19 protein-coding genes are annotated in these 24,887 nt (G+C 68.7%); 8 read left to right on the top strand and 11 right to left on the bottom strand.

The window, feature by feature from the left end; genetic code table 11:
* Positions 1-86 precede the first annotated feature (86 nt).
* Positions 87-950 carry an alpha/beta hydrolase gene (locus tag LuPra_RS09260; protein ID WP_110170479.1) on the bottom strand — a complete coding sequence of 288 codons (864 nt, stop codon included), beginning with the start codon at positions 948-950 and terminating at the stop codon, positions 87-89.
* Between the two features lie 62 nt (positions 951-1,012).
* Between LuPra_RS09260 and LuPra_RS09255 the strand changes: the two genes are divergently transcribed.
* Together LuPra_RS09255 and LuPra_RS09250 are read left to right on the top strand one after the other, a co-directional pair.
* Complete coding sequence (locus tag LuPra_RS09255; protein WP_110170478.1) at positions 1,013-1,498, top strand: RDD family protein; 486 nt, start codon at positions 1,013-1,015, stop codon at positions 1,496-1,498.
* 18 nt (positions 1,499-1,516) lie between these two features.
* Positions 1,517-2,977, top strand: coding sequence for an alpha/beta hydrolase family protein (locus LuPra_RS09250; RefSeq protein ID WP_110170477.1), 1,461 nt, complete (start codon positions 1,517-1,519; stop codon positions 2,975-2,977).
* 451 nt (positions 2,978-3,428) lie between these two features.
* On the opposite strand, the gene LuPra_RS09240 is transcribed toward LuPra_RS09250, so the two are convergent.
* From LuPra_RS09240 to LuPra_RS09205, 8 genes are all read right to left on the bottom strand, one after another.
* Positions 3,429-4,652: a hypothetical protein gene (locus LuPra_RS09240; protein ID WP_110170475.1), complete on the bottom strand. Its 1,224-nt coding sequence runs from the start codon at positions 4,650-4,652 to the stop codon at positions 3,429-3,431.
* Positions 4,649-5,131 carry an NUDIX hydrolase gene (locus tag LuPra_RS09235; RefSeq protein ID WP_110170474.1) on the bottom strand — a complete coding sequence of 161 codons (483 nt, stop codon included), beginning with the start codon at positions 5,129-5,131 and terminating at the stop codon, positions 4,649-4,651. Before LuPra_RS09235 ends, LuPra_RS09240 begins: the two co-directional genes overlap by 4 nt.
* Before the next feature lie 146 nt (positions 5,132-5,277).
* The gene (locus tag LuPra_RS09230) at positions 5,278-7,422 is read right to left on the bottom strand and encodes a hybrid sensor histidine kinase/response regulator (RefSeq protein WP_110170473.1); all 2,145 of its coding nucleotides are present in this window, start codon (positions 7,420-7,422) and stop codon (positions 5,278-5,280) included.
* 268 nt (positions 7,423-7,690) lie between these two features.
* Positions 7,691-8,494 (bottom strand): FHA domain-containing protein, encoded by an 804-nt coding sequence (locus LuPra_RS09225; RefSeq protein WP_110170472.1) that lies wholly within the window; start codon positions 8,492-8,494, stop codon positions 7,691-7,693.
* A gap of 6 nt (positions 8,495-8,500) precedes the next feature.
* Complete coding sequence (locus LuPra_RS09220; protein ID WP_110170471.1) at positions 8,501-11,800, bottom strand: FtsW/RodA/SpoVE family cell cycle protein; 3,300 nt, start codon at positions 11,798-11,800, stop codon at positions 8,501-8,503.
* Complete coding sequence (locus tag LuPra_RS09215; RefSeq protein ID WP_162271340.1) at positions 11,800-13,830, bottom strand: serine/threonine-protein kinase; 2,031 nt, start codon at positions 13,828-13,830, stop codon at positions 11,800-11,802. The genes LuPra_RS09220 and LuPra_RS09215 overlap by 1 nt, the downstream gene beginning before the upstream one ends.
* Before the next feature lie 17 nt (positions 13,831-13,847).
* On the bottom strand, positions 13,848-15,536 hold the full coding sequence (locus LuPra_RS09210; protein ID WP_157898935.1) for a protein phosphatase 2C domain-containing protein: 1,689 nt from the start codon (positions 15,534-15,536) through the stop codon (positions 13,848-13,850).
* 78 nt (positions 15,537-15,614) lie between these two features.
* A complete protein-coding gene (locus tag LuPra_RS09205; protein ID WP_110170469.1) occupies positions 15,615-16,526 on the bottom strand; it encodes an FhaA domain-containing protein in 912 nt (303 codons plus the stop codon).
* Between the two features lie 89 nt (positions 16,527-16,615).
* Here LuPra_RS09205 and LuPra_RS09200 point away from each other — a divergent pair, with 89 nt between their 5' ends.
* Together LuPra_RS09200 and LuPra_RS09195 are read left to right on the top strand one after the other, a co-directional pair.
* Positions 16,616-17,290: an FHA domain-containing protein gene (locus LuPra_RS09200; protein ID WP_162271339.1), complete on the top strand. Its 675-nt coding sequence runs from the start codon at positions 16,616-16,618 to the stop codon at positions 17,288-17,290.
* A gap of 453 nt (positions 17,291-17,743) precedes the next feature.
* Positions 17,744-18,430, top strand: coding sequence for a high frequency lysogenization protein HflD (locus LuPra_RS09195; RefSeq protein WP_110170467.1), 687 nt, complete (start codon positions 17,744-17,746; stop codon positions 18,428-18,430).
* 260 nt (positions 18,431-18,690) lie between these two features.
* On the opposite strand, the gene LuPra_RS09190 is transcribed toward LuPra_RS09195, so the two are convergent.
* Entirely contained in the window at positions 18,691-19,335 is a 645-nt protein-coding gene (locus LuPra_RS09190; RefSeq protein WP_234800801.1) for an NADPH-dependent F420 reductase, read from the bottom strand.
* 81 nt (positions 19,336-19,416) lie between these two features.
* Positions 19,417-21,720, bottom strand: a complete 2,304-nt coding sequence (locus LuPra_RS09185; protein ID WP_110170465.1) for a S9 family peptidase — start codon at positions 21,718-21,720, stop codon at positions 19,417-19,419.
* Positions 21,721-21,850: 130 nt separating this feature from the next.
* Between LuPra_RS09185 and LuPra_RS09180 the strand changes: the two genes are divergently transcribed.
* The 4 genes from LuPra_RS09180 to LuPra_RS09165 all read left to right on the top strand — a co-directional run bounded on the left by LuPra_RS09180 (position 21,851) and on the right by LuPra_RS09165 (position 24,742).
* The gene (locus tag LuPra_RS09180; protein WP_110170464.1) at positions 21,851-22,579 is read left to right on the top strand and encodes a response regulator transcription factor; all 729 of its coding nucleotides are present in this window, start codon (positions 21,851-21,853) and stop codon (positions 22,577-22,579) included.
* A gap of 88 nt (positions 22,580-22,667) precedes the next feature.
* Positions 22,668-22,910, top strand: a complete 243-nt coding sequence (locus LuPra_RS09175; protein ID WP_157898934.1) for a hypothetical protein — start codon at positions 22,668-22,670, stop codon at positions 22,908-22,910.
* Entirely contained in the window at positions 22,910-23,995 is a 1,086-nt protein-coding gene (locus tag LuPra_RS09170; RefSeq protein ID WP_110170462.1) for a S1C family serine protease, read from the top strand. Before LuPra_RS09175 ends, LuPra_RS09170 begins: the two co-directional genes overlap by 1 nt.
* Positions 23,996-24,022: 27 nt before the next feature.
* Positions 24,023-24,742 carry an intradiol ring-cleavage dioxygenase gene (locus LuPra_RS09165; RefSeq protein ID WP_110170461.1) on the top strand — a complete coding sequence of 240 codons (720 nt, stop codon included), beginning with the start codon at positions 24,023-24,025 and terminating at the stop codon, positions 24,740-24,742.
* The last annotated feature ends 145 nt before the right edge of the window (positions 24,743-24,887 follow it).

The raw sequence follows: 24,887 nt of genomic DNA, 5'->3' as shown, positions 1-24,887 counted from the left end.
CGGATTACGGATTACGGCCGGCCTTGGGCCTTCGGCCGTCGGCCTTGAGCCTTGCCTGCAGGCGGCATGCAGTAGGCGTTCGGCGTTCAACGTTCGGCGTTCGTCAGTATCTTCCTGTCTGTCAGCCACTCTGTGAGCCGCGTGAGCCATGTGCCCACGGGACGCGTGTTGGTGGCGCGGAAGCCGAAGCCGTGGCCGCCGCTGCCGTACATGTGCAGTTCCGCCGGAACCCCGGCGCGCTTCATGCGCAGGTAGACGTCGGCGAGGCCTTCGGCGATGTCCTGGCGATCGTCGTAGGCGGCGGCCAGGAAGGCGGGCGACGTGTTCGCGTCCGGCTGGATGTCGCCGGTGCGTCCCGGGTAGATCAGCGCCTGGAAGTCGGGGCGCGCCGATTCGCGATCGATGGCCTCGGTGGCCGAGGCCGATCCCTTGACGTCGCGCGTCGCGATCATCGCCACGAGTTCGCCGCCGGCCGAGAACCCCATGGCGCCGACCCTGCCCGGATCGATCCCCCACTCCTTTGCGCGAGCGCGGATCAGCCGCATGGCCCGCGTCGCGTCCGCGAGCGCCTCGACCTCGATCTTGTAGGTGGAGTTCGGTTCGCGGGCCAGCCGGTGCTTCAGAACGAACGCCGCGATGCCGTGGGCGCTGAGCCACTCGGCGACGTTGTAGCCCTCATGGGTGATCACGAGCTGCCGGTGCCCGCCGCCGGGAATGACCAGCACCGCCACGCCAGTCGCCTTGTCCTTTGGCGGCAGGTACGGCGTCAGGCTGGGCCGATGCACGTTGGTGATGCGCAGTTCGCCGGTGGCCGAGGTCTCCACGACTTCGTCGCCGGTCTTGCCCTCCGAGCCTGGCGCGACACCCGCCCAGAGGGGGATCTCCACGAGCCGCTGCGCCGCCGCCGGCGAGGCCAGCAGCAGGGCACCACACAAGACAATCGTGCGCATGCGGTCGAAGATACCCGAAGCGGGCTCTGGCGTTCCGTGACGCGGGGTATGCTGTCGGGCGCATGGGCACGTTCGACGTCCCGACCGTGGCCACGCCGGCCGGACTCCCGCGCCGGTTCGGCGCCTACTTCTTCGACAGCGTGATCATCACGCTCGCCGTCGCCGCTGTGTTCTACACCCTGCTCGGGTTCGACAACGCGCTGGCGCAGTTCCTGCAAGCGGTCCCCGACGACCCCGACGCGCAGATCCGGTTCCTTGCGGAGCGGTCGCTGATCCGGAACATCGCCATGTTCCTCTACCTGGCGTATGCCACCGTGGCCGAGGCATCGCCGCTCGAAGGCACGATCGGCAAATGGCTCCTGAGCATCCGCGTGGTGGACCTCGACGGACGACGCATCGACCTGCGACGCTCCTTCCTGCGTAACAGCGGCAAGCTAATCTCGCTGCTGTCGATCATCGGCCCGTTGTTCGCGCTCCGCTCGCCCATCCGGCAGACCTGGCACGACAAGTGGGCCGGCACGCGTGTCATCCACACCCACGTCCCCTGAGCACTCGAGGTCGATTCCATGCAACACGTCATCGTCGTCGTCATGCTCCTCGCGCTGCCTGCGGCCGCCTCGCGTGCGCAAGCGCCGGCATCGTCAACCGGGAATCAGGCTGCGAACGAGGCACGGGAACGACTGGCGAAAGAGACCGCGGCCGACTACGCCGACATGCAACGGCAGCTCGGGATCACGGCGATGCGGCCCGGACCGAGCGGCAATCCATCGGCGCCCAACGCCGCCAACAGCGACGAGGCCAAGGCCAACCCGTTCACCGATATCCCTGACATCCTCGCCACGAAGGGTGGGTCGCGGGTGACCACGGCCGCGGCCTGGACACGGCGACGGACCGAACTGCTCGAGGACTTCTCGCGCGAGGTGTATGGGCGCGTGCCGCGTGATGTGCCGCGCGTGACGTGGCGCGAAGTACGTCGCGTGTCGATGACCGTCGCCGGACACCCGGTGCTCGGGCGCGAGTTGATCGGCCACGTCGACAACCGGCACGCCCCGGCGATCACCGTCGACATCACCCTGATGCTGGTCACGCCGGCAGCGGCCCCGAAGGCCGTGCCGCTGGTGATCATGTTCCGCGGCGGTGGCTTGCCAGGCGATCCGCCGCCAGCGTTGCCGCCGGGGTTCCGGCCGCCGACGCCGCAGCCTGGTGACGATCCGCCAGGCACCGAACAACTGATCGCCGCCGGCTGGGGGTACGCCTTCCTCAACCCGTCCAGCGTGCAGGCCGACAACGGCGCGGGGCTGACGCGAGGCATCATCGGGCTCACCAATCGCGGCGAGCGGCGAAATCCCGAGGACTGGGGTTCCCTGCGGGCATGGGCGTGGGGCGCGAGCCGGGCCCTCGACCACCTGGCAACCGATCCGTCGATCGATGCGTCACGCGTCGCCATCGAGGGGGTCTCGCGCTACGGCAAGGCAGCCCTGGTCACGATGGCGTTCGACACGCGTTTCGCGATGGGCCTCATCGCATCCTCCGGAGCCGGCGGCGCCAAGCTGATACGACGCACGTTCGGCGAGGCCATCGAGAACCTCACCGGTAGTGGCGAATACCACTGGTTCGCCGGGCGTTACCTGATCTACGGCGCGGCCGCACCGGCCGGCGTGACCAAGGCACCAGTGGATCTGCCGGTGGACAGCCACTCGCTGATCGCCCTCTGTGCGCCTCGACGCGTCTTCATCAGCCACGGTATTCCGGAAAAGGGCGACGCGCACTGGATCGACCAGCGCGGCGCCTGGATGGCCAGCCTCGCCGCGCAGCCGGCCTGGCGCCTGCTCGGCGCGAAGGATCTCGGCGTCACCGAGCCCTGGCGCACCGCACCGATGCCCGCCGTCAACCAGAGCCTCCTCGACGGCGATCTCGCGTGGCGCCAGCACGACGGCGGCCACACCGACGCACCCAACTGGAAGCACTTCATCGCGTGGGCGAGCAGCGAACGTCGGCGTGATGTCCAGACGAACGCCGGACGCTGAACGCCGACGCTGACAGCGTCAGCGTCGACCTGAAGGTCGACGCCTACGTCCTGCTCGCGGCGTTGTAGCCGTCGACCTGAAGGTCGACGGACGACGAAACAGAATCGGGATCGGGGATCGCGGATCGCCGAGGTAGCGTCGGCGTGACGATTGGAACGAACGTGGGACGTCGAACGCTGACAGCGTCAGCGTCGACCTGAAGGTCGACGCCTACGTCCTGGTCCTGAAGGTCGACGCCTACGTCTTTGTCGCGGCGATGTAGCCGTCGACCTTCCACCTTCGCCAACGCTACGGTGGACATGTCAGGCCGACGGACGACGGTAGGGCCGGCCGTCCCGGCCCGGCCTACACGGGCCGCGCTCGGAGAGCGGGCCCCACCTTTTGGAGGTCGGCTGCCCGACCCCAGGCGTCAAGCATCAAGCGTCAAGCCTCAAGCATCAAGCACTAGGCGTTACTGAAGCCACTCCAGGATCGCCTGGCGATCCCACGTCTCCAGCAGCTTGCGGTTGGCGACGCAGCCGGCCACCCAGCCCTTGCGCTCATCTGACACGCGCTCGCGGTCGTCCTCGTAGCACCGCTTCGCCTGCCAGAGAATCACCAGTTGCGGCGCGCTGCGCGGCAGCGTCCGATCGAAGAAGTCGTAGTTGGGGCGCACGAGCGCCGTGCAGCGGACGTTGGCCGGACCGGCCTTGATGCGTCCCTCGACCCGGGTCGTCCCCGGCACGTAGCACGCCGCCGCCGTCCGCTCCTCCGGCGTCAGCGCGGCGATGATCGCCTGCACGCTCGCCAGATCCTGCGTGGCCTGCTTCTGGCGCTTTGGCTCGAACGCCGTCGGGGCGAGGTCAGCGCGCGCGGTGCGCTCGCGTATCACCTCGACCTCCGCCATCTGCTTCAGGTAGGCCACCGCATCTGGCATCGTCTTCGCGGTCTGCTGGTAGTCGGCCTGACGCTTCGCCTTCTCCGCGGGGTCGACCTCGGCCTCCAGGGCGGCCGTGAGCTTCGCGATCTGCGACGTCGCCTCCTCGAGGCCCTGCCGCGTGACCCTCTCCTGCAGTTGCCACGCCTCGAGCACGGGCACGGCGGTCCAGAGCGGCGCCTCTCGCCTCGTCATCACGACGATCTCCTCAAAGCGTGGGAAGCCGGCCCGCTCGCCGGTGCGAGTAAACGGGAAGATGACGTCGTGCTCGACCGAGCGCCACTCCTCCGGTCCCGGCCGGCCGATGATCCCTGCATCGAGGTCGTTGACGGCGAACCCGATCGTCGCGGTCTCGCCTGTATCCTCGCGCACCCGCTTGCCCTTGCGTTCGTACTCGAAGATCGGGAAGGCCGCAAAAGTGACCCCGCCGGCCACTGGCATCCTGGCGATCGGCGGCTGCCCCGGCAGGCGGCGCTCGGTGCCGCCGAGATGTCCGTAGGTCTCGACGCTGAAGCCCTTCGGCTCGGCGACACCCGGTGCCCGCCGCCAGATGGCGGTGAACTTCACGAGCTCTCCCTCGAATGCCTTGAGTTCTACCGCCGTCGCCTTGGCGGCGGCGCGCGTGCTCGAGGAGAGCTGCATCTTCCAGGGCTTCCACGTGCCGGCCGCTTCGGTCATGTACCAGGGCTGCGCCAGGAGGGGCACGCCGGCGCCACAGAGGGCGGCGACGACGAGGGTCGCGTACGCGGCCGCTTTCATGCGGGGCTGCGCTGTGACGACGAGACCAGCCCTTCGAGGGAATCGATCAGCGGGGCCTGCGCGGCAAGGATGCGGCGCCGGGCCTCGTCGAGCGGGAACCATGCCGCGCGATCAGCCTCGGGGTATTGCCGCTGACGGCCGGATCGCGGTGGCCACTCCAGCGTGAAGACATTGCTGCGGATCGCGTCGGCGTCGATCTCGCCCTCGACCGCCCAGGCGTGCACGACCTTGCCGCTGCGCATCCGTACCCACCCCAATGGCGCGAACGCGCCCGACACGACCGATCCGGTTTCCTCGGCGAACTCGCGACGCGCCGCGTCGATCGGCGCCTCGCCCGGCTCGATCTCGCCCTTCGGAATCGACCACGCGCCAACATCTTTGCGAGCCCAGAACGGGCCACCGGGGTGTACGAGGAACACTTCGAGCCCGCTGGCTCGTCGCCGGTACATCAGTACCCCTGCACTCGCCTTGTTCGGCATCCGCGCATCAGACCCCGCAGGCCGGTGCCGGCACGACGCCGTTCACTGCAGCCCGAACTTCCCGCCCTATTCCTTAGGATAGTGCGAAACGTGACGGCCATCACGTGGGACGCCGGCTCGAAAGAAGCGTAGGAGGCCGGGATGTGTCACACCAGGATGCGGCGCGGAGCCGTCGCTCGCGCCATCGCCTCCGCGAGGCTCTGCATCGTCATCGGCTTGGAAACGTAGTCGGTGAACCCCTCCGCCAGGTAGCGTTCCTTGTCGCCAGCCATGGCATTGGCGGTCAAGGCAATGACCGGCACGTCACGCATCGCGCCTCCGCTCGTTCGGATGTGACGCAGGCAGGTCAGGCCGTCCATCACCGGCATCTGGATGTCGAGGAGCACGAGGTCGAAGGCTTCTTCCGCCAGCGCCGCCAGGGCTTCGTGTCCGCCGTCCACCGCCCGCACCACGTGCTTGCCCGAGGCCAGGAATGCCTGCACGAGGCGGCGATTCACGGCGTTGTCGTCCACCGCGAGGATTCGAAGCGGCGCGACCACCACCGGCGCCGGCGCCTTGTGGAGGGGCCTGGCCGCATCTTCGCCGTTCTGCGGTGGCGACGTGGCGACCGCCGGAACAACGAACCAGAAAGTGCTGCCCTGCCTCGGCGCGCTCGTCAGCCCGATGCGCCCGCCCATCAACTCCACGAGCTGTCGGCTGATGGCGAGGCCCAGCCCGGTGCCCCCGAATCGGCGCGAGGTCGACGAATCGGCCTGGACGAAGTGCTGGAACAGGCGCGGTTGCGCCTCGTGGGGAATGCCTTCGCCGGTGTCGGTGATCTCCACGCGCAGCTGCAGCGTCTGGATGGCGTCACGCTCCAGGCGGGCGCGAACCGTGACGTGCCCCTCGGCGGTGAACTTGATCGCGTTGCCCGTGAGGTTCAGCACCACTTGGCGCAGCCGCATCGGGTCGCCGCTGATCCAGTCGGGAATGTCCGTATCGATGTCACGATGGAGTTGCAGGTTCTTCTCGGCTGCACGCGGCACCAACAACGCGACCGTGTCGGCGATCACCTTCGCGGGCTGGAACGGGATCGACTCGATCGATACCTGGTGACTCTCGAGTTTCGACAAGTCCAGGATGTCGTTGAGGATCCGCAGCAGGCACTCGGCTGACTCGTGCGCCGTCATCGCGAGCTCGTGCTGCTCGGCGCTGAGGCCGCTCCGTAACAGCAACTCGAGCATGCCGAGCACGCCATTCATCGGCGTGCGGATTTCGTGGCTCATCGTCGCGAGGAACTGCGACTTGGCCCGCGTCGCGGCTTCTGCCTGCGCGCGCTCGGCGGCGAGTTCCTGCTGCAGACGCACATCCACGGTGACGTCGATGCTGGCGCCCACCATCACCAGCCGGCCGGCCGCATGCTCGAAAATCTGCCCGTTGGATCGGATGTAGCGCACCTCGCCGTCGCCGCAGACGATGCGGTACTGCGTCTCCAGGGGTCGCTGCTGCTCCACCGACGCCATGAGGTCGTCCACCACGCGATGCGCATCGTCTGGATGCAGCAAGGACGACCAGTCGCCGATCGTCCACGGCTGATCCCGTGGTGACAACCCGTGCATCGTCCACAGGCGGGCGTCCCACTGCAACGCCCCGGTGCCCGCGTCGAACTCGAAGACACCGACGTTGGAGGCCTGCAGCGCCAGGCCCAGGCGACGGCGCTCGCGTTCGAGTTCGCGTTCCGTGGCGCGCCGCGCTTCGACCTCCCGGGCCCACGTGTCGACGTGCGCCGTGAGCCGCAGCAAGGGCTCGACGGCCGATGCCGTGGCCTCCGTATACCCGCCCGCACCGCGAACGAGGAGGACGACGGAGTTGGGAGCACTGCCGGCAGGGACCGGCAGCACGAGCATCCAGTCGGGCGAGGCGCGCACGCCCGCGCGCTGGGCGGCGCCCGCGGGGCCGGGCAATCGCACGGTCAACGGTGCGCGGCGAGTCGTCGCGCGGCGCACGTGAGGCAGCGCCAGGGCAGCGAACTCGTCGCGGGAGGGCGGCGCGGGACCATCCGGATCCGCTGGGACCCTCGTGTTACGGTCGAGATCGATATGCAGTGTGGGGGCGGCGGCGCCGGAATCGCTGGCGATGTGCGCGACGGCGCCCCACGTGCTGGCGGTCAGCTCGACGAACGCATCGAGGGCAAGGCTACGGCAGTCGTCGACATCCATTCCCCACAACAGCGCCTGCTGGATCCCCGCGACCGCCTCGTGAACGGCGGCGGTGAGGGCGACGGGATCGTCGTGCGAGGTGGGCAGCGGCAAGACTGCGGACGCACGGGAGCGAGATCTCGTCGGTGACGACTCGGATGGCTCGGAGGCGAGGGGCAGCATGGTTCGGGCGCCCACGCTACGCGGGCGCTCCGCCTGACAATCGACAGGGCCGGGCGAACGCATGAAGCGGGAGGTCCCTGGCCGCTCGCCAGGTCAAGGGACAAGCGACGACGGGAGGAGTCACAAGGGTATGTCTTGACGCCCTTCTGACGTGTTCGTTGTCCCTCGTGCCTTGAGCCTGCCCGCTGATCCCGGCCTGTTACCCATCGATCTCGACTCGGAGCAGGGCCCGCCCGAGGCGAATCTCGTCACCCGAGCGCAGCCGGACCCCGCGCGGATCGCGACGATGCACGGCAATGACGTCGCCGTCTCGCAGGATCGACGTGCCGTTGCGGCTGCCCTCGTCAAACAGCCGGACCTCGCCCGCTACCGCGTCGCAGCGCAGGCGGGCATGGGCGCGTCCGACGGTCTCGTTGATGCCGTCGACGACATCCAGGAAGGCGATGCGGTTGCGACGGACGTACCCCATGTCGTCGGCTGGATCGGCGCACCGGCCAATCGACACCGTGCCCTCGGCGAAGCGGCATGACGACTCCACTGCTGTACCGGCGACCACCGTGATGTGCACCACCGGCGCCGTGCCGCCACCGCGCGCCGGGCTCTTGACGGGCAGAGCCTCGTCGGCGATGTAGCTCACGTCGAAGACACGGGCCTCTGGCCAGGAGGCCGGCGCCACCTCCAGGCACTCGACATCGACGTCGAGACGCCGCGGCGCCTCGCACCGGACCTCGGCGAGTCGCTCACGCACGCGGGTGGCGAAGTCCTCGAACGCGGCGATCATCGCCGCGCTCGACGCCGGGTTGGTGCGCACGCGGATCGCGAGACCGACAAACGGGAAGACCCGGCGGCCGCGGGCGACGGGCTGCACCTGGCGTTCCACCTGGTCCAGCACCGCCTGGCCGATCTCGAGCGGCGTCGCGTTGGCGTCCAGCGGCGTGTTGAAGAACGTGCGGATCCGTGAGTGGAGATCCTTGCCGAAGCCAGCCAGTCGATTCACGTCCATGGGTCCCTACTTGAACAGACCGAGCTCACGCGCGGCGTCAACGATCTCGCCGGCCACCGGGGCGGCGGAACGCGCGCCATAGCCCGCGTTCTCCACGAGCACCGCGAACGCGATCGGTCGCGATCCGCCATACGGCGCGAAGCCGATGAACCACGAGTGGGCGGGGCGCCCATCGACTTCGGCGGTACCCGTCTTGCCTGCGATCGGCGTGGCATTGCCGAGCAAGGTCCGGCCGGTGCCGGAGGTCACCACGTCGCGCATGTACTGCGCGAGGCGACGCGCGTCTGCCTCGCTGAGGAGCCGCGGCGCGTCTTCGGCCGCATCAGCGTCGGCTTCGGTCCAGCGCGCGGGCAGGACGCGGCCGTCGCCAGCGATCGCGGCCACGACGCGGGCCATCTTCAGCGGTGAGGCGAGCACGTCGGCCTGGCCGTACGCGGCATGCGGCAGCGTGTTGCGCAGGGCGGCGACCGTGGATGGCTGCGCCGCCTCGATCTGGAAGAGCGACACCGCGTCGAGCAGCGGACGCGGACCGAGCTGCATCGCGAGCTGCGCGAAGTAGGCGTTGCAGGAGACCACGAGGCCCTCGTGCAGGTCGACCGCGCCGTGCGGCGTCACGTCCTTCACGTCGTCGCGCACCGGGCGGGTCCAGCCCCTGATGGTGTTGCCGACGCGTCCGCCAGGCAGGCGCACGCACATGTGCGTGACGGTCTGCAGTTCGGGATGGGTGCGTAGTGCGGCAGCGGCGACGAGCAGCTTGAACGTGGAGCCCGGCGGATACACGCCGTACCGCACGCGATCGAGCAACGCGTCCACATGCCGATCGTCGGACGCGGCCATGGTGCCCTCGATGCCGGACGGCCATGGATAGCTCACCGATGCGAGCACGTCGCCGGTCTCGACGTCGAGCACGACGGCCGCGCCGCGTGTGTGCGCGCCGCGCTCCATGCCGGTGCGCAAGGCCCGCGCCACGCGCTGCTGCAGACGCGCATCCAGGGTCACGCGCACGTCGCGCGGACGTCCGAGCAGGAGCGCCACCTCTGGGCGCGTCGATGCGGCACCATGGCGGACCAGGGGCAGCAGCGCCGAGTAGTCGCGCCGGATGGTCCTGCCGTGCACGCCTGTCTGGGGATGCACGACGTCGACAACCCGCTGTCGATCGTCGAATCCCTTGAGCCGCGCATCGCGTTCACGCTCCACGTACGACGCGTTGCGCGCGCCCCAGTTCACCTGCCCGGCCCAGTCGCCCAGCACGCTGAACGTGATGCCCCCCAGCGGGTAGCACCGTGGCTCGTCCGGCGCACAGGTGCGTTCTCGAACAAGCCCCGCCCTGGTAAACGCCGCGTCGATGCCTGCAGTCTCCCCGGGCAGGCTGGTGGCGAGGACGACGCCATGGCGATCGGAGATCGTGCCGCGATCGATCGTGCGCGCCGCGGCGACGAGTCGCGGGTTGTACTCGAAGCGATAGCCGCCATCGCCCTGTTCGCTGAGACTCGCCGCCGTCGCCAGCGTATCGGCCTCGACGACCTGCACCCACGCCGCCCGAGAGGCGATCACGCCGCCGAGCACCGCCAGGATCGTGGCCAGCACCCGCACCGGCTGCTGGAGGTGCAGACGCACCGGCCCGCGCCGCCGTCCCACCGCCATCACCACGCCGGTGGCCAGGCAGTTGGCCAGCATCGACGAGCGCCCGTAGCTGAGAAAGGGCGTCACCACGCCGGTGAGGGGCAGCACGCCAAGCAACCCGCCGCCAATCACGAATGCCTGCACGACCAACGCCAGGGTCACGCCGATGCCGAGCAGGGCGCTGTAGTCGCCCGGCGCGCGCAGCGAGACGCGCAGGCACCGCCACGCCAGCAGCGCGTACAGCGCCAGGACAGCCAGCACGCCGACAAAACCAAGCTGTTCGCCGAGCACCGCGAGCACGAAGTCGGTGTGGCCCTCCGGAATCGACTGCGGGCTGCCAAGTCCCGGACCGCTCCCCCACGCCGCGCCCGTTGCCATTCCCCACAGGCCGTGCGCGATCTGGTTGCCACCGGGCACGCCGTTGTTCCAGGGATCGGCCCAGATGCTGACGCGCTGGCCCACTGTCGGAGGGAATCCAATCGCGTATGCCACCGCGAAGCCGGCGGCGAGCATTCCGAATCCCACGAACACGAACGCGAGCCGACCGCGCGCGATCGCATAGAGGGCGATCACGACACACGAAAGCACGAGCGCCGGGCCGAGGTCCTTCTGGAGGAAGAAGAACGCGAGCACCAGCGCCATGCTCGCCACGACGGGCCGCACGTCGCGCCAACGAGGCAGACCGACGAGCCCAAGCCATGGACGCGCTGCGGTGGCTGGTTCGGAGAGCTCGCGGAGCAGCTCGAACCTCCGCGCGAGCGCCCCTGCAATGGCAAACACCACCAGCAGCCGGATGACTTCCACCGGCTGTCCGCCGAACAGGTTCACCTTGACCCCGCTGCTGCCTGGCCCGGACCCGAAGACGAGCAGGAGCGCCGCAAGTGCAAGCGCCGCGCCCAGTGGCAGGAGCACAGACCGGCGGAGAGCGGACGATTCGTAATCGATCTCGGACGCGATCAGGAGCAGGACGAGGCCGGCGCAGACGCCACTGACGAAGGTCGACGCGATGAGCCCGTCTCGCAGCGGATCGCGCAACGCAATCATGCTCATGAAGCCGAGGCCGCAGAGCATCAGCAGGATCGGCAGCAACGCGGGATCGTCGTCGGCACCGCGCCACCGGCGGACGAGGTGGGCGATCCAGAAGAGGGCAAAAAATGCGGCCATCGACCTGCCGAGACGCGAGACGTACTCACGCGGTGTGCGGACGATTACGTGTGTCTTCAACGCGGCCAGGTCCGCGGCGGTGAGAAGCCGCACTGCCCCGGTCCCGGCCCTGCCTGCCAGCCGCGCCCGGGCCCGGGTGAGTCTCCGGTCTGCCTTGAGTTCGGCCTCGGACAAGTCGATCCCGGCCAACGCCCCGACGTGGTCGATCGGCACGGTGACATCGGTGGCGCGGCGGTAGACGCGCTCGGCGATGGCCTGGCGTTCGGCCTCGCCCGTCACCATCGTCAGTACGGGAAGGAGGTCGGCAGCGGAGTTGAGCGTGCGCAGATGCACGGTGCGTCCCGCGCCGACGGCAGCACTCGCGCCGAGGCGTGCCCACGTCGTCAGGCCGAGCCCGAACACCATGACGATGGAGGCGGCGACGAGTCCAAGCGCCTCGACGTTTGCCGTGCGCCTCGCGGTGGCCGAACGTGGACGTGCCGTGGCGGCGCGCGCGCCTGCAGTGTCGATGATGCGCATCAGGACTCGCTCTCCTTGGCCTGCGCATTCTCGATTTCCTTCTCGACGAGCGCCACCTGGGCCTTGCAGGTCTCGATGTTCCTGGCAGCGTTGGCGAACCCCAGGATGGGCTCGAACGCCTCGATGCACGCCTGGAAGCTGTCGCGGGCCTGCTCGAGCGCGTGCGTGCGCTGAGTGCCAGAGACGTTGCGTGCCTCGTGACGCAGTACCTCGCCACGACGCATGTGCCCGTCGCCGAGCAGCGCGCGTTCGCGACGGCCCGGTGAGTAGCCGCGCTTCTCGGCATCCGCCATCGCCTGCGACGCAAGTTCCACGTCGGCCGGCACGAGGTTGTACACGGCGATACGCGTGATACCGAGGTATGGGTCGTACGATCCGGGATCGAGTCGCGCGGCGTCCCGAAAACGATCGATGGCCCGGCGATACGTGGCTTGCGTCGTATCGGAACGGCCAGGTTTCGTGGAGATCCGCAGGATGTGCGCTTCGCACGTCTGCAGGCGTGCCCGGGCCTCGCGATCGCCAGGCGCCAGACGCAGGCTCCAGCGCAGCGCCTCCTGCGCCTGCTTCCAGTCCGACAGCGACAGCGACGGCTGCTCGTGACGGTAGTCCTCGATCACCCGGTTGGCGAGGCCGACCAGGTGCGACTGAAGGCGGCCATCGACTCGCCAGCGCAGCGCCAGGTCCAACGGACCGGTGGACGCGACGCGGTCGTAGCTGTCTTCGGCGGTCGCAAGCGCAGGACCGTCGATCGTGCTGACGACGTCACGGAAGCGTTCCGCGCCGATCCACGCCACTGCCTCGGACGTGCCGACGTACAAGGCAAGCAATGCCGCCGCCGCTGACAATAGCCGACGCGTGCGTCGGGGCCGCGGTACCGGAGACGAGGCCGTCGCGATACGGGCCGCCGTACCCCCTTCGACCGGTACGTCGATAGCCGTGGTTGGGACGTCTGCGGCCATGCCGCCTGGCAGGGCTGGCGGCATGAGCGGCAGCGGATCGGTGGACGGCACGGCGCCCGTCACGGCAAGCGCGAGATCCTGGGGACGACGCTCCGTTTCGGCACCGTAGGCCACAGAAGCGTAGGCAGGCGCTTCCTCGTCGTCCACGTCGCGCGGCGCGTCGACGCGGGTGGTTGCCGGCGTGTCGTATTCGGCGAGGGCGATAGGCCGCCCGCCGCCGAGGAACAAGGCCAGATCGGCTCGTACCGTCCCTGCACTCGGGTACCGCCGGTCCGGCTGATAGGCGAGCAGCTTGTTGACGATGGCCACCAGCGGCGCCGGCACCGTTTCCGGCAACGGCTCGCGCGGCGCATTGCCGCGAATGGCGCGTTCGAGCTGGCTCTTGAGCGATGGCGCCTGCAGGGCGCGGTACGGGCGATGGCCCGCCAGCATCTCGTACAGCATCACACCGAGCGACCAGAAGTCGACGTGCTCGTCGACGCGTCCGTCGAGCAGGCGCTCCGGCGACATGTACGCGGAGGTGCCCCAGTTGTTGGTGGTGAGCGGCTTGGACTTGTCGAGTGCCTTGGCGATGCCGAAGTCGAGGACGATGACGTTGCCGGTGTCGCGCACGAAGATGTGTCCCGGCTTCAGGTCCGCGTGGACCAGCCGGTCGTACCGCTCGCCTTCGATCGTCGTCGAGAAACTGTGCGCCTTCTCCAGGAAGCTGCAGATCGCCGTCGCGCGATCGGCAGCCGCACGTGACTCGAGTGCGCCAGTCGCGATCAAATCCGAGAGCGACCCACCCTGGATCAACTCCATGGCGATATACAGGTCACCATCCAGGTCGTAGCCGACGTCATGGACCGCCGGGACCATCCCGTGCGCATCGTGGAAACTGCGCTGCAGCATTGCGCCGCGTCGCTCGGCCTCGATGCGCTCGACGGCGTCGGCCGCGTGGTCGCGCAACACCAGCTTGAGCGCGACGCGCGTGCCGTCGCTCAATCGCCGCGCATGCCACACGGTGCCGAAGCTGCCCTGGTCGAAGGGCTTGTCTGCATCCGTTTCGTAACCTGCGACCTGCCAGGACATTCGTGGTCTCCAGCCTGTCAGCGGGTGGAAAGGTCCGGAGACACGACGACGTTGGCGGTACGCATGGGTTCCCGCTCGGCATCGGTCAGGCCCTTGATCGGCGTCGGGCCGAAGCCGGCAAAGATGTTGCGATTGAGGACGACGCGGGCGCCGTCTTCGAGGCGCATGGCGAAGATGCTCGGGGCCACCGGCTGTGCGGTGCGGCTCGCTGCCACGGCGGCGGCGCGGCGAGACAGCGCGGGCACGACGGGGCTGCTCCCTGCGGGCGCCACGAAGACATTGCCGGTGGCGTCGAGTTGGCTTCGCGCCGCCAGCACGATGGCCGGACCGGCGACCGCGAAATGACTGCCCTGCAGCGTCGCCGAGGCGTCCTCGAGCATGTCCACGCCTGCCGTGACGGGGCCATCGACCTGCAACAACTCGATCGATCGTCCCTGCCCGTCGACTCGCACGCCCACCTGCACCGGCGCCTCCGCGGTCGAGGTGATCCGGAGGCCGGAGATGGCGCCGCCGTCTCCCGGCGCGACGAGGGCGACCCACTCGCCGGTCGCGCCCGGCGGCCGGACGAACACCGCGCTGCCAGGCACGCGGGCTCGGAGCGACACGCCCTCGGGGACGACGATCGACTCGGCATACGTGCCGGGCTCGAGGCGGATGACGTCGCCTGCGTGGGCGGTCTGCACAGCCGCGGCCAGCGTGCCGACCGTCTCCGACGCCTGGGGCGCGGCAACGATGGTGCGTCCGCCCACGGGCACCTCCGTGGAGAGTCGCCAGGCGAGGAGGAGCGCGCCGAGCACCCCGAGGACGGCTCCGACGATGAACCATGTGGTGCGGCCGGCCAGCAGGCGTGCGCCGAGCGATCGGCCAGCCGTGCCCCCGCCCGCAGCATCAGCCGCTGGGGCCACATCACTCACGGGTATGGCGGGCGTGCCGGCCTTGAACGCGGCGGCGAACCCCGGGGACTCGGCGTAGACCACCGTGACGTTGTCTCGACCGCCCGCCTCGTTGGCCGCAGCCACGAGTGCCGTCGTCACCGCCCCCGCATCACCCGCGTGCAGGCGCACCACGCGCTCGATCGTCGCCGACGGGATCATGTCGGTCAGCCCGTCGCTGCACACCAGGATCGCCGCGTCGTCTTCGAGCGTGTCGTCGATCACCTCGACGTAGTCAGGTTCGTCCTTGTCGCGCAGCGCACTGCCGACGTCACGAAAGACCTCGTGCCGCCGCGGGTGATGCATGGCCTCGATCTCGCCGATCTCGTGCGCATCCTCGCGCTCGCCCACCGGTGAGTGGTCGTGCGTGAGCTTGCACACCCCCGACGGACGCAGCTTGTAGAGCCGGCTGTCGCCGACGTGGCCAACCGTGACGCGCCCGTCGCTCACGACCGCCAGCGTGACGACGCACGTCATGCCGGCGAGCGTGGGCTCGCTGGCAGCGCGACGGAAGATCTCGTTGTTGGCGATGGCGATCGCCTCGCGCACACGTTCCGCGGGCGTGCCAAGCGGACGCGCCAGGCGCTGCAGGATCACGTCGCGGGCGATGGCGGCGGCGAGTTCGCCGGCCGCGTGTCCGCCGACGCCGTCAATCACGCCGAAGACGCCGCGCTCGGCATCGAGGATGGGCAGGTCCTCGTTGTTCGTACGGACGCGTCCCGGGTCGGAGAGTGCAGCCGAGAGCAGCACGGGAATGGTCGCGCTGTCAGCCACGATCGAACATCCAGGCAAGCCAGCCAATCCAAGCCACGGCCGACAGCAGGGCGACAAGGAAGAGAATGTGCAGCCAGGTCATGGCGCGCCCAGGGCCTCGAAGTCGATCGTGATCGCGTCGGCAAGGCCGATGCGGGCACGGGCCGGGAGCGGCTGCTCGGGGCCTGGCTGCGCCACGCCCTCGGGTCCCTTCACCGCAGGCGGGATCGGGGCGCCGTCGACGGTGGTACCCCACAGGCTGACGTCCTGCACGAAGAACCCGCCGGAGGCGTCGCCACGAATCCGGACGTGCTCGCGTGAGACGCGTGCGGTCGTGATCACCTGCACGTCCACCCACACGGCACTCCCGCCGCGGCCGATGGACACGGTGTCCTTGCGCATCATGAACGTGTGCGCACCCTGGTCGTCCGAGTACGTGAGGCGGGCGCGGTCGGGGCTCGAGCGGCCCTCCGTCTCGCGCACGCCGCCATCAGATGGCATCGCGGCCCCCGGCACGGCAGACCCAGCCTGCTGCGGCACGTGGCTCACCGTTGCCGCCCGGCCAGACGCGCCGACGATGCTGCGGACGATGCGTGTGGTGGGGGTGCCGCCGTACTCGACTGGCGCGGGCATGGCGAGTGTCGAGACGATCCCGAGTTGGCCGCGGGCGAGTTCGCCATCGGGATCGCGGCGCAGGTTCACCTCCCAGCCGCCGGGCGGGATTTCGACCGGAGCAAGCCGATCACGCTCGAGCAGGCGCGCCATGATGGTCTTCACGCGACCGCCCATGTCGCGGTTGAGGCGAGTGACCTCTTCGGTGAGGGCCTGCCGGATCTGCTCGGTCAGCGTGCCCGAGATGCCTTCGATGGCGTCGAAGTCCTCCGGATGCAGGTAGACGTGGTACACGGTCGGCGCAATCGTGCTGAACGGCAGCGCGTACAGGTTCAGCACGAGTTCCTCGCGAACCGCCTTCCAGATCTCCCGACCGCTTGGAGCCTTCCCCGCTGTCATTCCGCCGTCTACCTCCGCTGTCGTCGGGTACTATGCACCGGACCCCGTCACGAAGTCCCAAGGGATTTCCAAGGATTCGCAGAGCGTTCATGAGGGTTGCCTTCGGCCGCTTCACGTTCGACACCGAGACGCGCGAACTGCTCGACGCGGGCGCCCGCGTGCACCTCTCGCCCAAGGCATTCGACCTGCTCGCGCTGCTGCTCGATCGTCGTCCGACGGTGGTGAGCAAGCGCGAGATCCACGACCACGTCTGGCAGGACACGTTCGTGGGCGAGGCCAACCTGAGCGTGGTGATCGCCGAGATTCGCCAGGTGCTCGGCGACGACTCGCGCCAGGCCAGCTTCGTCCGCACGGTGCACCGCGTTGGCTATGCGTTCAGCGGACCGGCGCAGACCCTCGCGGCCGTGCGGCCGGAGACGCGCACCGAGGAGCGCCTCTGTTGGCTGGTGCGGAACGACCACGCCTTCCCGCTCGCGGCCGGCGAGAACGTCGTCGGGCGCGATCCGCGGTGTGATGTCTGGGTGGAGGCTTCTGGGGTATCGCGGCGGCACGCCTGTGTGGACGTCGGCACCGACAAGACGACCATCGCCGACCTCGAGTCGAGCAACGGGACATTCGTGGCCGGTGAGCGGATCGCCGAGCCGCGCATCCTGGCCGACGGCGACGTGGTCGAACTCGGCGCGGCGACGCTGACGTTCCGGGCGTGGTCGGACGAACGCTCCGCACGCACCGAGCGCGTCGTACGCGCACCGCGGGATGGCTGACGGGCACCGGGTACCGGGTACCGGGCAACGGGTGCCGGGTACCGGGTACCGGGAATCGGGAACCGGGAGTCCGGAGTCGCGTCGAGCAAGCTCGACGCCTACGTTCTCCCCTGACAGTGGTGCCGTCGACCATCCACCTTCGCCAAGTCTACGGCGGACAAGTCAGGTCGACGGTCAGGTTGAGCCGCGGCCGCTTTGGGCCTTGGGCTTGCCGTTCAGCGTTCGGCGTTAGGCGTTCGGCGTTTTCCATGTATGTCAGACGCGCGCAACGCGCCGCGTGTGTGAGACTGGCTCAATCTTCCGCCTCAAGTCTCAGGTCTCAAGTCTCAAGCCCCAGGTTACCCTGAGCCCTGAGCTTGAGCCTGAGACCTGAGACCTGAGACCTGAGACCTGAGACCTGAGACCTCAGACCTGAGACCTCAGACCTGAGCCTTCGATTACGGATGGCCCTGATTGACCGCTGACACTGTCGTCATCACGTGCGTGCTCGGTCTCGTCACCGGCATGCGACACGCCTGCGAGCCCGATCACGTGGCCGCGATGTCGACCCTCGTCGCAGAGGGTCACGGCAGCCGCCGCACGGCATGGCTCGGGGCATGGTGGGGGCTCGGACACACGTCGGCGCTGCTCGCGGCTGGCGTGGTGCTCGGCGGGCTGCGTGCGGAACTCTCATCGTCGACGATGCGTGCCCTCGAGTTCTTCGTCGCGCTGATGCTGATCGGGCTGGGCGCCCGGGCCGTGCGACGTGGCATTGCCGACATGCGCCGCGGACGCGACGCCTGGCACAGGCACGGGCACACGGCCCATCACCATCCGGCGCAGGGACATCACCTGCATGTCGGCACATGGGCCCTGTCGCCGCGCGCATACCTGGTTGGCGTCGTACATGGACTCGCGGGCAGCGGCGCGCTCGCCGCGCTCGCGATGGGGGCATTCACCTCGCTGCCAGCCCGCCTCGTATTCGTCGCGCTCTTCGGTTTGGGGTCAGTGGCCGCGATGACGGCGGTCTCCGGGCTTGCGGGTTGGCAGCTCTCGCGCATCGCCTCCCGCCCGCACCTGCAGGCGTGGCTCCAGTTGTCGGCGGGCGTGCTCTCGCTCGTCGTGGGTGTCCTCTGGGCGATGCCGATGCTCGTCGGCTGACACCCGATCCGCGGTCTCGTCGCCCGTCGAGCAAGCTCGACGGCGCGACTCAGGTCTCAGGACTCAGGACTCAGGTCTCAAGCACTTGCCTGAGCTACGTGGACAACGCCGGACGCTGGACGCTGGACGCTGGACGGTAAGCCGCGGCGAGCTGACCGTCGAGCAAGCTCGACGGCTACACCGGTTTTTCTCGATCGGTCCCGATTCCCGATTCCCGATTCCCGGTTCCCGGTTCCCGATTCCCGGTTCCCGGTGACCGGTCACATATCGCGATACCGCTTCGCGGCTGCGAGATCCGCGCGGAGTTCCTTGGCGTTGCGCCGCGGGCCGTACCCGGGCGTGTCGCGCTGGATGCGCCATCCTTCGGCCAGCGGGCCGGCATCCACCGTGTCATACCCGAACTGGTCGAGCAGTTGCGTCACCGTCGCCTTCGCCGCCGCATCGTCTCCCGCAATCACCAGCGCACGACGGTTCGGCGTGCCCGCAGGCGTGCCGTCGGTCGTGATCTGCGCCGCGTAGATGTGGTTGAAGGCCTTGACCACCTTCGACGTCGGCAGGTGGCGCTGCAGTAGTTCTGCGGTCGTCGTCGACTCGTCGTCGAGTTCGGCGATGTGGCCGTCGCGCTGCGGGTAGTAGTTGTTGGTGTCGATGACGACCTTGCCCGCGAGTGGCTCGATCGGCACATCTGCGATGTTCCGGAGCGGAATCGTCACCACCACGATGGCGCCGGCTCGCGCGGCGTCACTGGGCGTCGCCGCCCTCGCAGACGGACCGAGTTGCGTGACCAGGTCGGCCAACGTCTCGGGTCCGCGAGAGTTGCTGAGCACGACCGAATGTCCGGCCGCAATCGCCGCACGCGCGACAACGCTGCCGATGTGTCCTGCGCCGATGAATCCGATGGTCATGGATCGATTATGCCGGGTACCGGGTACCGGGCACCGGGTACCGGGCACCGGACGCATCAGCTTCAAATTTCAAATTGCTGCTTACTTCCCGCCCGGTGGCAGGTGGTCGAGGAAATAGCGCGCAATCAGCTGATGCAGGTGAGCAAACGTGCCAGCGCCTTCCCTCATGGCATGCGTGCGGTTGGGATACACCATCATGTCGAAGCGTTTACCGAGTTCGACGAGCCGGTTGACGAGGCGTTCAGTGGCCTGATAGTGCACGTTGTCATCGCCCGAGCCGTGAACGATCAGCAGGCGCCCCTTGAGTCCGTCGGCAAAGTTGATGGGCGATCCCACCCGGTACCCCTCGGGGTTGCCCTGGGGCGTCCCCATATAACGCTCCTGGTAGATGGTGTCGTACAGGCGCTGGTCGGGCATTGGCGCGACCGCGACCCCGACGTGGAAGATATCCGGATACCGAAACATCGCGTTCAGCGTGTTGGACCCGCCACCGCTCCAGCCCCAGATGCCGACCCGGGAGAGATCCACGTACGGGCGCGCTGCGGCGAGGGCCCGCACTGCCGCGGCCTGTTCTTTCGACGACAGCTCCCCCATCGTGCCGTAGATGACCTTGCGCCAGGCGGTGCCCCTCGGGGTCGCCGTCCCGCTGTTGTCGAACGACGCGACGAGGTAGCCGGCATCCGCCAGCGCACGGTGGAACAGGTGCGGGCCGCCCCAGCGATCGGCGACGGTCTGGCCCCAGGGCTCGCCATACACAAAGACAATCACCGGATACCGCTTCGACGTATCGAAGTTCGAAGGACGGAGGAGCCAGCCATCCAGCGACACGCCTCCACCGATGTCGACGGTCAGGAACTCGGTCGGTGTGGCGACGATCGGCGCGAGCTTGGCGGTCAGCGCCGATGTATCCGTCAGCGTCTGCAGCGAGCGATGTGCCGGCAGAGTCACGATGTCCACCACGGGAGGGATGTCAACACGCGACGCGGTGTGGAAGGCCAGCGTGCCGTCGGGCGACAGCACGTACGAATGCGTCCCGCGCATCGATGCGGGCGTGACCCGCTCGGGGATCCCCGTTCCGTCGAGTCGCGCACGGTACAGATATGCCTGCGTGGGATTGTCGGGCGAAGCTGTGACGTAGAGCCATCCCGCGGCTTCGTCGATCCCTGCCACCCCCAGAATGTCCGCGTCGAACCTCGTCAGCAGACGGGGCTCGGCGCCATCACGCGCCACCCGATACACGTGCCGCCAACCGTCGCGTTCGCTCACCACGACGAAGGCGCGGTTGCCATCGATCCAGCGCACGTCTTCCACGATGTCGACCCAGGTCGTGGACTGGTCACGAAACAGCAGGCCCGTCACGCCTGTCCGCGCGTCCGCGCGCAGCAGATCGTTGCGGCTCTGCAGGCGGTTCAGTTGCTGGATGGCCAGGGTGTCGGCGTCGATCCAGCTCACACGGGCAATGTAGTGCTCTCGCGGATCGCCAGGCACCTGCATCCACGTCGTCGCGCTGCCGTCGGCACTGATGACCCCGACTCGCACCGCGCTGTTGCGAGTACCGGCCTTCGGATATGGGATGCGGGTCAGCGTGGGATACAGCGTGTCGGTGTTGTTGATCAGCGTGAACAACTCGACGCCCGTGCTGTCGAACTGCCAGTAGGCGATGGCGCGGCTATCAGGACTCCAGCGGAAGGCGTCGCGCACGAAGAGCTCTTCTTCGTAGACCCAATCGGAGGTGCCGTTGATCGTCGTCTCGCTGCCGTCGCTGGTCAGCCTGGTGATGCGTCCGTCCTCGAGACGCTCGACGTAGATGTCGTTGGCACGCACGTACGCCACGCGTGTGGAGTCGGGCGAGAACTTGGCAAACAGCAGCGAGGCTTCGGGCCCGTCGCCCCCGAGCTTGCTGAGCCGCGGCGCCGTCTCTGGTGATGGGTGACGCGCATGACTTGCGGGTTCGAGGTCCACCACCCAGTAGTCACCGCGCGTGTTGTCGCGCCAGACCTTGCGCGTGTTGGTGAAGATCAGCAAGAACCGGCCGTCGGGCGACCATGTGTAGTCGTCGATGTCGAGCCCGCCCTTGGCACCAGGCGGGGTCAGGATGCTCGCGGCTACGATCACCTCGCGCGCTCCCGATGCCGCGTCGTATCTGACGATGTCCATGCCGGTCCCTGGCGGGGCCGCCGACTCCGCAATCGTGTACGCATCTCGTCCGGGCACCCAGCGCGCAGGACCGAACCGCGGCGGGTCATACGTCGAGGATGTGAGCCGGTCGATCTGCTGCGACAGCCGCGTCGCAACGTCGTCCTGGCGTGCATGCGCAGCAGCACCGGCGAGCAGCACCAGCGCCAACGTCGCCGCCGGCACTGGCCCGCGAATTCGCTTCCTCATGGTGCCCCGCACACTAACACGCACGTCATGCCTCATGCCTCATGCCACATCCTCCATCCTCCCTCCTCCCTCCTCCATCCTCCCTCCTCCGTCCTCCGTCCTCCCTCCTGCGGTACCATACGGCACGCTGATGATTCCGTCTGATGGCCGACGGGTGCTCGTCGTGGAGGACGATGCATCCATCCGTGAATTGCTGCAGCTGCACCTGGGGCTGGCGGGTTTCGCCGTCGAGGACCTCGGGGATGGCCGCCAGGCGCTCGACGTCGCGCGGGCGACCGCATTCGACCTGCTCGTGCTCGACGTGATGCTGCCCGGCCTCGATGGCATCTCGCTGTGCCGCGCGGTGCGTACCGCGGGCCCCAACACGAACACACCCATCCTGATGCTCACCGCCCGCGACTCCGAGGCCGACATCGTCGTCGGCCTCGACAGCGGCGCCGATGACTACCTCACCAAGCCGTTCGGCGTGCGCGAGCTGCAGGCGCGCATCGGTGCGGTGATGCGCCGGCACCAGCCCCCGGACGACGAGACGCAGGCGGCGGCCCCCTCGACGGTGCTGCAGCTGTCGACCGGCATCACGTTGGACGTCGAGCGGCGGCAGGTGCTCGTCCACGGCAGCGAGGCGGAACTGACTCGCCAGGAGTTCGACCTGCTGCACCAGCTCGTGGCGCGGCGGGGGATCGTGTTCAGCCGGGCGCGACTCCTGCAGACGGTGTGGAGCGGCGACGCCTATGTCACCGAACGCACGGTCGATACGGTCGTGAGCCGCCTCCGCAAGAAGCTCGAGACCGATCCCCGCCAGCCCGCCCTGATCCTCACGGCCTGGGGCGTCGGCTACAAATTCGCGGATCTCGAATAGCGCCAAAGTCCTCTCATCGCCCTGCCACACATTCGCCAAACCCGCTCCGTCAGAACCGCCAGGTGCCTGCAGAGACGAGGAGCGTCGGATGAGACCAAAGACGGGACGGATGCTGACGATGGTGGAACGGGCGCAGCCGGTGCATTGCCAGCGGGTGCGACGACTCGCCTGCGGCTGCGAAGTGGCGCTGTACACGACGGCCGCCCGGCGTGCGCTGACTGTCGTCGAGGACCCGGAGGACTCCTGCCCCCACCGCGGGCACCAGGCCGATTTCGTCATCGACGATGACATGGCCGTGTTCGAGGCGACGTCGACCGGCGAGGCCGCGTGATGGCGGCCGCATCGCTGTCCGGTCACCTGCGAGCTACCTGTGCGGCCAGCGTGCTGATGGCCGCGGTGGCCTGCCCCGTCCTCGCGCAGACGTCCCCCGACGAGGTGGAGCTCTCAGTGGTCTCGCCGCAAGCCGAGCGCGTGGCGAGCCAGGTCGCACGCAGTGTCGTGCAGGTGGTCGCCACCGCATACGGCACCGACCATGCGAGCGGCGTCCTGAGCATGCAGCGGCTCGTGGGCGCCGGCACGATCGTCGACGAAGCCGGGTACATCCTGACGAGCGCGAGGCTCGTCGATGAGGCCATGCAGGTCGACGTGATGCTGGCCGGCACTGCATCGGACCCACGGCCTGCGGCGACGCAGCTGCTGCCAGCCTCGCTCGTGGGCATCGTCCCGGACCTCGATCTCGCGGTGCTGCGCATCGACGCCAGCGGCCTGCCGGCTCTCGCGCTGGCACGGCGGCCCGTCCATCAGGGTGACCGCACCATCACGGTCCTGCCAGGCGCGTCGGGCACCCATGGAGTGACGCCGGGCATCGTTCTCGCGACGGGGGCGCCCGTGCGGCAGGATTCGCCGGTGCCGTACCTCGTGACCGATGCGCCGCACGGTGTGGTCGGTGCCCCGGTCGTCAACATGGACGGTGAACTCGTCGGCCTGGCCTCGGCGTTCGTGGAACAGGCAGGGACGACGGCGTCGGCAACGGCCGCACTGCCGGCCGCGCTGCTGGACGCAGCAATGACGCAGGCACGGTCGTCGACACCCCGGCGGCGCGGCGTCGTCGGGCTCGTCGCGCGCAGTGTGACGCGTCGGTTCTCGGACGACAGGGTCCGATCGGAGCGGGCGCAGCTGGTCGTCTCCGACGTCGCGGCCGGACTTCCCGCCGATCGCGCTGGCGTCCGCGAAGGCGATGTCATCGTTGCCGTCGACAATCAGCCGGTGGCCGACATGGAACTGGCCACGCTCTATCTCGCGCTGTACACGCTGCGCGAAGGACAGGCCCTGACGCTCGCCGTGGATCGGGGCGGCCAGTCACTCGAACTGACGACGACAGCGGTGGCGGTCGTCGACCTGATCGCGTCGCGTTGAGACCTTCCTGGGAGAGGTAGCCAAGACATGGGAAGTTTCGTCCGGGAGCGCCGCGAGGCAATCCTCATGCTCAGTGCCGCCGCAGGTGCGGCGTTGGCGTTCGGGTGTGGTGGATCCTCGCCCACGAGTCCCACGAGCACGTCCCCGACCGGCTCCGGCACCACGACCACCGGCGGCACGGGCACGACCAACGCGGCGTGCTCGGTCTCGCCGAGCGAGACCCTCGGGCCGTATCCGTCGCTGCAGGACCTGATTCGCAGCGACATCCGTGAGGACCGTGAGGGCACACCGCTGCAACTGACGATCACGGTCGTCAACGTCGCGGCGGGATGCGCACCGCTCAGCAACGTGGCCGTCGAGATCTGGCAATGCGACGTCGCCGGCAACTACTCGCAGTACGGCTCGCAGACGGCGCGCACGTACCTGCGCGGCATCCAGACGACCAACAGCGCCGGCGAGGTGACGTTCACCACGCTGTATCCGGGCTGGTACCAGGGCCGCGCGACCCACATCCACGTGGAAGTGGCCAGCGCCCGCCGTTCCCTCAAGGTCACGCAGATGGCGTTTCCCGAGGACATCAGCACCATCGTGCACACGCAGGGCGTCTACGCTTCGCGCGGGGTCAACAGGACCACGAACGCCAGCGACGGCATCTTCGCCGACAGCATCGCGAACGAGATGGCCACGGTCGCGGGCAGCCCGGCGACGGGCATGACGGCCACCTTTCGCGTGGGAGTAAGCGCGTAGAGCAAGGACGGAGGAGGGAGGACGGAGGAGCGAGGTAGGACGGAGGAGGGAGGAGGGAGGAGGGAGGACGGAGGACGGAGGATCGAGGACGGAAGTGCTGAGGCGTAGCCGTCGAGCTTGCTCGACGGAATCGGGACTCGGGGAT

Origin of the sequence: Luteitalea pratensis (assembly GCF_001618865.1) — a bacterium.
GTDB lineage: Bacteria > Acidobacteriota > Vicinamibacteria > Vicinamibacterales > Vicinamibacteraceae > Luteitalea > Luteitalea pratensis.
The sequence above is the reverse complement of the archived record's forward strand: the minus strand, read 5'-3'. Positions and strand labels throughout refer to the sequence as shown.

Coding starts and splice junctions, on each gene's coding strand:
- LuPra_RS09260 (WP_110170479.1), bottom strand. CDS start 950: ATGCGCACGATTGTCTTGTGTGGTGCCCTGCTGCTGGCCTCGCCGGCG.
- LuPra_RS09255 (WP_110170478.1), top strand. CDS start 1,013: ATGGGCACGTTCGACGTCCCGACCGTGGCCACGCCGGCCGGACTCCCG.
- LuPra_RS09250 (WP_110170477.1), top strand. CDS start 1,517: ATGCAACACGTCATCGTCGTCGTCATGCTCCTCGCGCTGCCTGCGGCC.
- LuPra_RS09240 (WP_110170475.1), bottom strand. CDS start 4,652: ATGAAAGCGGCCGCGTACGCGACCCTCGTCGTCGCCGCCCTCTGTGGC.
- LuPra_RS09235 (WP_110170474.1), bottom strand. CDS start 5,131: ATGCCGAACAAGGCGAGTGCAGGGGTACTGATGTACCGGCGACGAGCC.
- LuPra_RS09225 (WP_110170472.1), bottom strand. CDS start 8,494: ATGGACGTGAATCGACTGGCTGGCTTCGGCAAGGATCTCCACTCACGG.
- LuPra_RS09220 (WP_110170471.1), bottom strand. CDS start 11,800: ATGCGCATCATCGACACTGCAGGCGCGCGCGCCGCCACGGCACGTCCA.
- LuPra_RS09215 (WP_162271340.1), bottom strand. CDS start 13,830: ATGTCCTGGCAGGTCGCAGGTTACGAAACGGATGCAGACAAGCCCTTC.
- LuPra_RS09205 (WP_110170469.1), bottom strand. CDS start 16,526: ATGACAGCGGGGAAGGCTCCAAGCGGTCGGGAGATCTGGAAGGCGGTT.
- LuPra_RS09200 (WP_162271339.1), top strand. CDS start 16,616: ATGAGGGTTGCCTTCGGCCGCTTCACGTTCGACACCGAGACGCGCGAA.
- LuPra_RS09190 (WP_234800801.1), bottom strand. CDS start 19,335: ATGACCATCGGATTCATCGGCGCAGGACACATCGGCAGCGTTGTCGCG.
- LuPra_RS09185 (WP_110170465.1), bottom strand. CDS start 21,720: ATGAGGAAGCGAATTCGCGGGCCAGTGCCGGCGGCGACGTTGGCGCTG.
- LuPra_RS09180 (WP_110170464.1), top strand. CDS start 21,851: ATGATTCCGTCTGATGGCCGACGGGTGCTCGTCGTGGAGGACGATGCA.
- LuPra_RS09175 (WP_157898934.1), top strand. CDS start 22,668: ATGAGACCAAAGACGGGACGGATGCTGACGATGGTGGAACGGGCGCAG.
- LuPra_RS09170 (WP_110170462.1), top strand. CDS start 22,910: ATGGCGGCCGCATCGCTGTCCGGTCACCTGCGAGCTACCTGTGCGGCC.
- LuPra_RS09165 (WP_110170461.1), top strand. CDS start 24,023: ATGGGAAGTTTCGTCCGGGAGCGCCGCGAGGCAATCCTCATGCTCAGT.